Raw genomic sequence first — 7,801 nt, forward strand, 5'->3', positions numbered from 1 at the left:
TCCCCGCCTGTTGCGGCGGCGGCGCGTCGGCGGCATGCAGCTCCGCCGCGAGGTCGGCGCCCGGCTCGGCCCGGCGGGGGCGCGGCAACGCCCGGAACATGGAGGCGATCCCGCCGGCGGCCCGCGCCAGCAGGCCGGGCCGGGACCTTCGCTCACCCGCACGCCGCACAACGGGGCGCAAGCGGCCCGCCACCGCGCCGCCGACCCGCGCCACGCCGCGGGCCGAGCGCGACGTCGCGCGGCCGAGTCCCGACCATTCCGCAGGCGACAACCCGAGGGCCAGCACCGCCAACCCTGCGGCCAGCGCGACGACCGCCACGTTGGCGATCACCACGCCGAAGGACCCGAGCGCCGCCTGCGCCGCGCCCGCCACGCCCTTGGCGACGAGGACGCCCGCGACGCCCCCCGGCCCCGCCTGCACCGGCCCCGGCAAGGTGGGCACCAGGGGCAAGGCGGGCGCCAGCGCCAGCACCGCGGCCAGCAACGGCAAGGCCACCAGCAGCGCCGCCAACCGCGCCGGAAAGAGCCCCAATCCCCGGTGCGAGCCGAGCCGCCACGCCCAGGCGAGCAGCGCCAAACCGGGCAGCGCCGCCGCCCAGCCGAAGCCCTGGAGCAGCATGTCCGACAGGGCGGCGCCGAGCGGCCCGGCCAGGTTGGCGGCGTTCCGCGCCGTGGCGGTGGAGAAGGAAGGGTCGGCGGGGTCGTGGCTGGCCAGCGCCACCAGCAGCGCCAAGCCGCCGAGGCCGGCCAGCACGCCCATGAATTCGTGCCACCGCCGCAGCATCGCGGCCTTCACCGCCGGCGAGGCGAAGCGCCGCATCCCCAGGAAGGAGCGGTCCCCCGGGCGGTCCGAAGGGCGTTGGGCGGCGTAGGCTCGGGCCATCGGGTGTCCTGGCAGGGTGTCCGTTGAGAAACGCCGTCAACGATAGAGCAGAAAGCGTTGCGCTACCAGGAACTCTCGCTACGGTTTAGAGGCCGTTCCCAGCCTGCAACATGGGCGGGGCGGGCGCGTCAGCGCCGGCCGCCGCCCAGATCCACGAACAAGCCGCCCTCGCCGGACCAGGTGGGGCCCCGGCGCCCCGCCTCCGACCGCGCCCCCCCCGCCGCTCGGCCGCTGGGATCGGCGCGGCGGCGCAAGCGCCGTTCCGTCCAGCGCGCCAGGTCGCGGGACGGCGCTTCGACCAACCGGCGCATCGCCTCAGCCGCCGCCAAGGACGCGACCAAGCCGACGACCAGGCTCGCCCAGAGCGACAGCGCCCCGTGCAGCGCGACCACGCACGCCGTCAGCACCGGCACATGCACCAAGTACAGGCTGTAGGAGACGTGCCCCAGCCACACCAGCGGCGCGCTGCGCAGGAAGCGCCGGAACGCCCCCGGCTGCTGCGCGACCACGATCAGCAGGACGGACGCGACGTAGGCCGCGAGATCCGATGCCAAGCCGAACAGGGCCACGACCGCGATCCCGCTGGCCAGGCGCTGGCCCCGCGTCAACGCCGGCGGCGGGCCGGCCAGGGCGAGGGCCGCGCCGCTGGCGATGGACAAGGCGAAGTAGAGGCTCGCCACCACCGTGCTGTGGAACTGCGGCCCGAGCATCACCCGGTTCTCGGAACCGCTGCCCATGGCGCCCAGCGCCATGCCGAGGCAGCCCAGCGCCAGCAGCCACCAGATCCGGCCATGGAACAGCAGAACCAACGGCAGGAACAGCGTCAGCCGCCATTCGTGCACCAGCGACCAGAGAACCGGGTTCATTTCGACGGGGTCCGACTGCGTCCGCAGGAGCGCGCTCTCGCGGAGGACGTCGAGGAACGCCGGCGCCTCCTGCCAGATGCCCATGTCTTCGCGCCCCCGCAACGGCCCCGGCAGCGCCGCCGGATCACTCAGCAGGGCGTAGAAGAGCCCGACGGACAGGATGACGGAGGCCGTGACCGGCACCATCAGGCGGATGGTGCGCTGCGCCGCGAAGGCCAGCAGCCCCGGCGAGCCGTTGCGCAACAGGGCGCGCGTCAGCACGTAGCCGCTCAGGACGAAGAAGAAGAGCACAGCCTCGCGCCCGAACTCAAACACCCGGAGCGGCGAGAAGTGCATCAGCATGTGCACCCCCCGCTCCAGCAAGGGGTTGTCGAACGGCCTCGGGTCCAGGCCCAGGACGCGGGCGTGGTGGACCAGCACCAGGAAGGCGGCGATGCCCCGCAGCGCGTCCAGCTCGGAGAGTCGCGGCGCCGACGGGGGAGTGGAACGGTGTCTCATCGTGATCATGTAGGAAGCCTAACGTCTGCCACGCCCTCCGGTCGCAAGCGGATGCGGCGAATGCCGGCGGCGTCGCCGCGGCCGGTCGTGGCGCCTGGCATCGTCGGGTGCGGCCGCTAGGATGGCCGGCGGAGATCGAGGGAACGCCCGCAATGGACGCCGTCGCCGGCCCGCCCGTCATACGCCTCCACCCGGAGGACAGCGTCGCCATCGCGCGCCGCGCGCTGCCGGAAGGGGCGCCGCTGGCGCCCGGTCTGGCGACTGCGCGGCGCGTCCCCCCGGGCCACAAGGTGGCGCTGCGCCCGCACGCCCCCGGCGACGCCGTGCGGCGCTACGGGCAGATCATCGGCTTCGCCACCGAGGCCATCGCGCCCGGCGAGTGGGTGCACACGCACAACCTCTCCATGGGCGACTTCGCGCGCGACTACGCCTGGGGCGCGGACGCCAGACCCACCGAGTACGTGGCCGAGCCCGCGACATTCCTGGGCATCCGCCGCGCCGACGGGCGCGCGGCGACGCGCAACTACATAGGCATCGTCACCTCGGTGAATTGCAGCGCGCATGTGGCCGAGTTGATCGCGGAGGCGTTCCGGCGCAACCCCCTCACCGGGCAAGATCCGCTCGCCGAGTGGCCGAACGTGGACGGCGTCGTCGCGCTGACGCACAAGACCGGCTGCGGCATGACGGCGGGCGAGCCCCTGACGCTGCTGCGGCGCACGCTCGGCGGCTTCGCGCGTCACGTGAATTTCAGCCACGTGATCGGCATCGGCCTCGGCTGCGAGGTGAACCAGATCGGCGGGCTCTTGCAGGAACAACGCCTGTCCGGCCGCCTCCGCTCCATGGACATCCAAGAGATGGGCGGCACGCGCAAGACGGTGGAAGCCGGCATCGCCTTCGTGCGGGAGGTGCTGGACGAGGCGAACCGCGTGGAGCGCGTGCCCGTCTCCGCGAGCGAGCTGACGGTCGCGCTGCAATGCGGCGGTTCCGACGGCTACTCCGGCATCACAGCCAATCCGGCGCTGGGCGCGGCGAGCGATCTCGTGGTGCGGCACGGCGGCGCCGTCATCCTCTCCGAAACACCCGAGACCTACGGCGCGGAACACCTCTTCACCCGCCGGGCGGTCAGCCGCGAGGTGGGCGAGAAGCTGGTCGGGCTGATGAAGTGGTGGGAAGCGTATTGCGAGCGGGAAGGCGCGGAGATGGACGCGAATCCATCCCCGGGCAACAAGCTCGGCGGCCTGACCACGATCCTGGAGAAGTCCCTCGGCGCCATGGCCAAGGCGGGCACCACCAACCTCGTGGACGTGCTGCGCTACGCCGAGCCCGCGACCGCGCGCGGCTTCCTGTTCATGGACACGCCGGGCTACGACCCGGTCGCCGCGACGGGCCAGGTGGCGGGCGGCGCCAACCTGCTCTGCTTCACCACCGGCCGCGGCAGCGTCTTCGGCTGCAAGCCCACGCCCTCCATCAAGCTCGCCACCAACACGCCGATGTACGAGCGCATGAAGGACGACATGGATGTCAACTGCGGCGGCATCCTGACGGGCGAGGAGACGGTGGCCGAGGCCGGGGAGCGCATCTTCCGGCTGATGCTCCGCGTGGCGTCCGGCGAGCGGACCAAGAGCGAGGGCTTCGATTTCGGCACGGCCGAATTCGCGCCCTGGGTGCTCGGGGCGACCATGTAGCGGCCTAGAGGCGCTGGCGAACGGCGAAGCCGCGGGCCGGCGGTCGATGTGGGTTCGGGGTGCCTGCCGCGCGTCACGGAGCGGGCGGCGGCGGCGTCAGGCGCGGCGCGGCGGCACCACGTCCCGTAGCGCGGCCCGGCTCTTCCATTCGGGCTCGGGCGGCACCGAGCCAGGGCGCGGCGTGTAGGGCGAGAGCGCGCCCGTCGCGGCGTCCGGGATGTAGCGCGGGCAGTTGGGGAAGATGTGCAGCGGCCGCACCCGCACGAGCAACTGCCCGCCCGGGAAGTCGCGCAGCATCGGGTCGTCCTCCGCCGAGACCTCCGCGGTGCCGTTCACCCGGAGCCGCGCCGGGTTGGCGCCCGGCGAGAACGACATGAACAGCAGCCCGACGTTCGGATTGGCGCGGATGTTGCCGAGCGACTTGAACATGCCGTTCCCGTCGTAGTCGGGGAACGCCAGCAGGTCCGGCGCCAGCACGCGGACGAAGCCCGGATCGCCGCCCTTGAAGGAGCAGTCCGGGCGGCCTTCCGCGTCCGCCGTCGCCAGGAAGAAGAAGGGGCAAGCGGCGATGAAGGCGGCGTCCTCCGCGGTGAAGGCGCCGCGGCGGCGCGTCTCCACCAGCCGGTCCGCCAGCGCCCGGCTGCCGAAGCGGTCCTGCAACGCGCGGTTATCCGCGTGGAACATCGCCGCCATGGCGCGGCTACCCTCCGCCGTAGGCCACCGTGCGCTGCGTCTGCTCGCCGAGGCCGGCGATGCCGAGGCGCATGGTCTGGCCCGGTTTGAGGTAGATGGGGTCCGGCTTCTTGCCCATGCCCACGCCCGGCGGGGTGCCGGTGAAGACCACGTCGCCCGGGTGCAGCGTGATGAAGTGCGACACGTAGCTGACGATGGTCCGCACGCCGAAGATCATCGTGCGCGTGCTGCCCTCCTGCATCCGCTGCCCGTCCACGTCGCAGAACATGGAAAGGTCCTGCGGGTCCGGCACCTCGTCTTTGGTGACGAGCCAGGGGCCGACCGGGCCGAAGGTGTCGCAGCCCTTGCCCTTGTCCCAGGAGCCGCCGCGCTCGATCTGCCATTCCCGCTCGGACACGTCGTTGCCGACCGCGTAGCCGGCGACGTGGTCCATAGCCTTCTCTTCGGGGACGCAGGTGGCGCGGGTGCCGATGATGATCGCCAACTCCACCTCCCAGTCGCACTTGCGGCTGTTCTTGGGGATGACGACGTCGTCGTTCGGGCCGCTCAGCGCCCCGAGCGACTTCAGGAACACGATCGGCTCCTTGGGGATCGGCGCGCCCGTCTCGGCCGCGTGGTCGGCGTAGTTGAGGCCGATGCAGACGAGGTTCCTCATGCCGGCGACCGGCGGGCCGAGGCGCGGGGTGCCGGGCACCGCGGGCAGCGAGGCGGGGTCGAGCGCCGCGAGCTTCGCCAGCCCCTCCGGCGAGAGCGCCTCGCCCGCGAGGTCCGGGACCGCGCCGGACAGGTCGCGTATCGCGCCGGAGGCGTCGAGCAGCCCCGGTTTCTCGCCGCCTGGCGGCCCGTAGCGCAGCAGCTTCATGACCTACTCCCTTGGTCCTCTCGAATTCAGAGCGTCCAGCCGCCGTCGATGACGAGCGCTTGCCCAGTGACGAAGGCGCTCTCGTCCGAGGCGATGTAGACCGCCAACGCCGCGATCTCCCCCGGTGTCGCGAGCCGCCCCATCGCCTGCCGCGACACGAAGGCGGCGCGGGCGGCCTCCAGCCCGCCGGAGGCCGCCGCGTTGGCGGCGATGCGCTCGCCGAGCGAGGGGGTCTCCACCGTGCCGGGGCAGAGGCAGTTGCAGCGCACGCCCCGCCCCACGTGCTCCGTCGCCACCGCCTTGGTCAGCCCGACCACGGCGGCCTTGGTGGTGCCGTACAGGAAGCGGTTCGGCGCCCCTTTCACGCTGGAGCAGGCGGAGGCCATGTTGATGATGCTGCCGCGCTCGCGTTCCAGCATCGCCGGCAACGCGGCGCGGACCGCCTTCCACATGGCGCGCACGTTCAGCGCGAAGGCGAACCCCCACTCCTCGTCCGTGCAGGTCAGCGCCGTGTTCTGGTGGACGAAGCCGGCGCAGTTGAACAGCACGTCGAGCGGCCCGGCGGCCCCGATCGCCTCGGCCACGGCCGCGTCGTCGAGCACGTCGAGCTTCTTGGTTTCGACGCCGCCCAGCCCGGCGAGCAACGCCGGGTCGCGGTCGGTGGCGACGACGCTGGCGCCCTCCGCCGCGAAGGCCAGGGCGGCGGCGCGGCCGATGCCCTGGCCGGCCGCGGTCACGAAGCACCGCTTACCCTGCAGCCTGCCGCCGGCCATGCGCGCGCCCCCACCCGACCGGCGCCATCTTCCCGCCGGAGCCGCGCGCGTCAATCGCGTCGGCCGCGGGGGCGGGCGGGCCGCGCCGGCTCCCGACCCTTCGCCCAACGCCGACCAAGAAAAGTGCGTTCGCCTGCAACCATACAAAGCTGAACAGAAGTTCAACACACGCGAAGAAACCGTTTCCGTTGTGGTGGAAAATGGTGTACACGCTGAAGTTGCCTGCCGAAGGCGTACAGCACCTCCCGGTTAGGGAGTCGTCGCTCAACAGGGAGGGTGGGAGCCCCAACAACCAAGCGCGCGGTCGCGCCGGGCTTCGGCCCGGCAACAGGGAAGTTCGTGCCCTGACAGCCGCGTGACCCCGGAGCATCGCCGTCGAGCGATGGAGGGCCCCGCGCGGCCTGCCGGCAGGCGGGCCCCGCGGCCAGCGTCGCCGCCAGTCCCGGAGCAGCCAACGGAACTGAAGGAAGGAACGAGTGACGTGAGCGTGAGCATGACCAAGAAGACCTGGCTGCTGGGCGGCATCGCCGCCGTCGCGGTGGCCTCGGCCGGCGCCACGATGTTCGCCAACGGCTCCCCCAAGGTGGACGGCCCGGCCACGGCCGCGAAGATCGTCGCCTCGCTGACCGAGCGCTGCCCGATGGCGACGCCCGGCGACGTGGCCGCCTTCGACACCTGCCGCACCACCATCGGCCAGGGCCCCGAGGGCGAGGCGGTCGGCACCGCCTCCGTGCTGTGGGGCGGCGAGCAGCCGGAAAAGGCGCTCAAGGACAAGAACCTCACCTGGTTCCGCGGCGACCTGTTCCTGCGGATGTACGTCTCGCTCTACATGTTCACCGGCGAGTGGACCGGCGAAGCGCGGGACGACGGCACCTACGTCATCCGCACGCAGGCCTACTTCCGCAACGAGCTGCCGCCGGGGCACTTCCCGTACCCGTTCTGGCACTCCTCGGCCAAGTGGGACGCCTACGAGAAGTCCAACCAGATCAGCCTCTACCTGTCCCCCGACGGCAAGGTGAAGATGGTCACCCGCCACAGCGGCGGCAGCGACTCCGCCCGCCCGGCCGGGTACAAGCACGTCGAGCCGCCCGTCTTCGCCGGCCAGTGGAACTGGAGGGACGAGAGCGGCCAGGCGCAGCCCCAGGTCACGCTGTTCTCCGACCTCTACAGCGCCAACAACCCGCACCTCGGGGAGCTGGACCAGCGCTACCGCGCCTTCGCGCTCAACCTGCGCGACGCCGATTGCGAGTCCTGCCACGTGCCGGACGGGCACAAGCTGATGCGCAAGCTGACGCTGCTCAACACGCCGCTCCACACCGCGGGCGAGGTCGAGGCCACGTTGCGCTCGATCCGCGAGTCCTCGATGCCGGTGAACAAGCAGGGCGACAAGGTGAAGCTCGACCCGGCGCTGCGCGAGACGCTGCTGCGCAACGGCGACGAGTTCCGCCGCCTGCTCAACGAGGCGGACGCCTGGGAACTGTCCAACGGCACCGGCCGCCTCGCGCGCGCCGCCGCCCCGAGGGGCTGAAGCGGGCCGCGCC

Annotated in this window: 6 protein-coding genes and 1 pseudogene; 2 read left to right on the forward strand and 5 right to left on the reverse strand. The window is 72.3% G+C overall.

Going from position 1 to position 7,801, the window contains the following annotated elements; genetic code table 11:
• Together ABD067_RS18505 and ABD067_RS18510 are read right to left on the reverse strand one after the other, a co-directional pair.
• Nucleotides 1-883, reverse strand: a pseudogene (locus ABD067_RS18505) (DNA translocase FtsK 4TM domain-containing protein); the annotation flags it as partial.
• Between the two features lie 128 nt (nucleotides 884-1,011).
• Nucleotides 1,012-2,256: an acyltransferase family protein gene (locus ABD067_RS18510; protein ID WP_343896849.1), complete on the reverse strand. Its 1,245-nt coding sequence runs from the start codon at nucleotides 2,254-2,256 to the stop codon at nucleotides 1,012-1,014.
• A gap of 143 nt (nucleotides 2,257-2,399) precedes the next feature.
• Here ABD067_RS18510 and ABD067_RS18515 point away from each other — a divergent pair, with 143 nt between their 5' ends.
• Nucleotides 2,400-3,932: a UxaA family hydrolase gene (locus ABD067_RS18515; RefSeq protein WP_343896850.1), complete on the forward strand. Its 1,533-nt coding sequence runs from the start codon at nucleotides 2,400-2,402 to the stop codon at nucleotides 3,930-3,932.
• A gap of 96 nt (nucleotides 3,933-4,028) precedes the next feature.
• Here the strand turns inward: ABD067_RS18515 and ABD067_RS18520 are convergent, their stop codons facing one another.
• Genes ABD067_RS18520 through ABD067_RS18530 form a run of 3 tightly spaced genes read right to left on the reverse strand, consistent with a single transcriptional unit; the run spans nucleotide 4,029 to nucleotide 6,260 of the window.
• A complete protein-coding gene (locus ABD067_RS18520; protein WP_343896851.1) occupies nucleotides 4,029-4,625 on the reverse strand; it encodes a pyridoxamine 5'-phosphate oxidase family protein in 597 nt (198 codons plus the stop codon).
• 7 nt (nucleotides 4,626-4,632) lie between these two features.
• Nucleotides 4,633-5,487: a fumarylacetoacetate hydrolase family protein gene (locus ABD067_RS18525; RefSeq protein ID WP_343896852.1), complete on the reverse strand. Its 855-nt coding sequence runs from the start codon at nucleotides 5,485-5,487 to the stop codon at nucleotides 4,633-4,635.
• A gap of 26 nt (nucleotides 5,488-5,513) precedes the next feature.
• Nucleotides 5,514-6,260 carry an SDR family oxidoreductase gene (locus tag ABD067_RS18530; protein ID WP_343896853.1) on the reverse strand — a complete coding sequence of 249 codons (747 nt, stop codon included), beginning with the start codon at nucleotides 6,258-6,260 and terminating at the stop codon, nucleotides 5,514-5,516.
• A 481-nt stretch (nucleotides 6,261-6,741) separates the two neighbouring features.
• Between ABD067_RS18530 and ABD067_RS18535 the strand changes: the two genes are divergently transcribed.
• Nucleotides 6,742-7,788 (forward strand): hypothetical protein, encoded by a 1,047-nt coding sequence (locus ABD067_RS18535; protein ID WP_343896854.1) that lies wholly within the window; start codon nucleotides 6,742-6,744, stop codon nucleotides 7,786-7,788.
• The last annotated feature ends 13 nt before the right edge of the window (nucleotides 7,789-7,801 follow it).

The sequence above is a fragment of the Craurococcus roseus genome, assembly GCF_039523795.1.
Taxonomy (GTDB): Bacteria; Pseudomonadota; Alphaproteobacteria; order Acetobacterales; family Acetobacteraceae; genus Craurococcus; species Craurococcus roseus.

Excerpts from the sequence above, each read along its gene's own strand:
- ABD067_RS18510 (WP_343896849.1), bottom strand. The coding sequence starts at position 2,256 with ATGATCACGATGAGACACCGTTCCACTCCCCCGTCGGCGCCGCGACTC.
- ABD067_RS18515 (WP_343896850.1), top strand. The coding sequence starts at position 2,400 with ATGGACGCCGTCGCCGGCCCGCCCGTCATACGCCTCCACCCGGAGGAC.
- ABD067_RS18530 (WP_343896853.1), bottom strand. The coding sequence starts at position 6,260 with ATGGCCGGCGGCAGGCTGCAGGGTAAGCGGTGCTTCGTGACCGCGGCC.
- ABD067_RS18525 (WP_343896852.1), bottom strand. The coding sequence starts at position 5,487 with ATGAAGCTGCTGCGCTACGGGCCGCCAGGCGGCGAGAAACCGGGGCTG.
- ABD067_RS18520 (WP_343896851.1), bottom strand. The coding sequence starts at position 4,625 with ATGGCGGCGATGTTCCACGCGGATAACCGCGCGTTGCAGGACCGCTTC.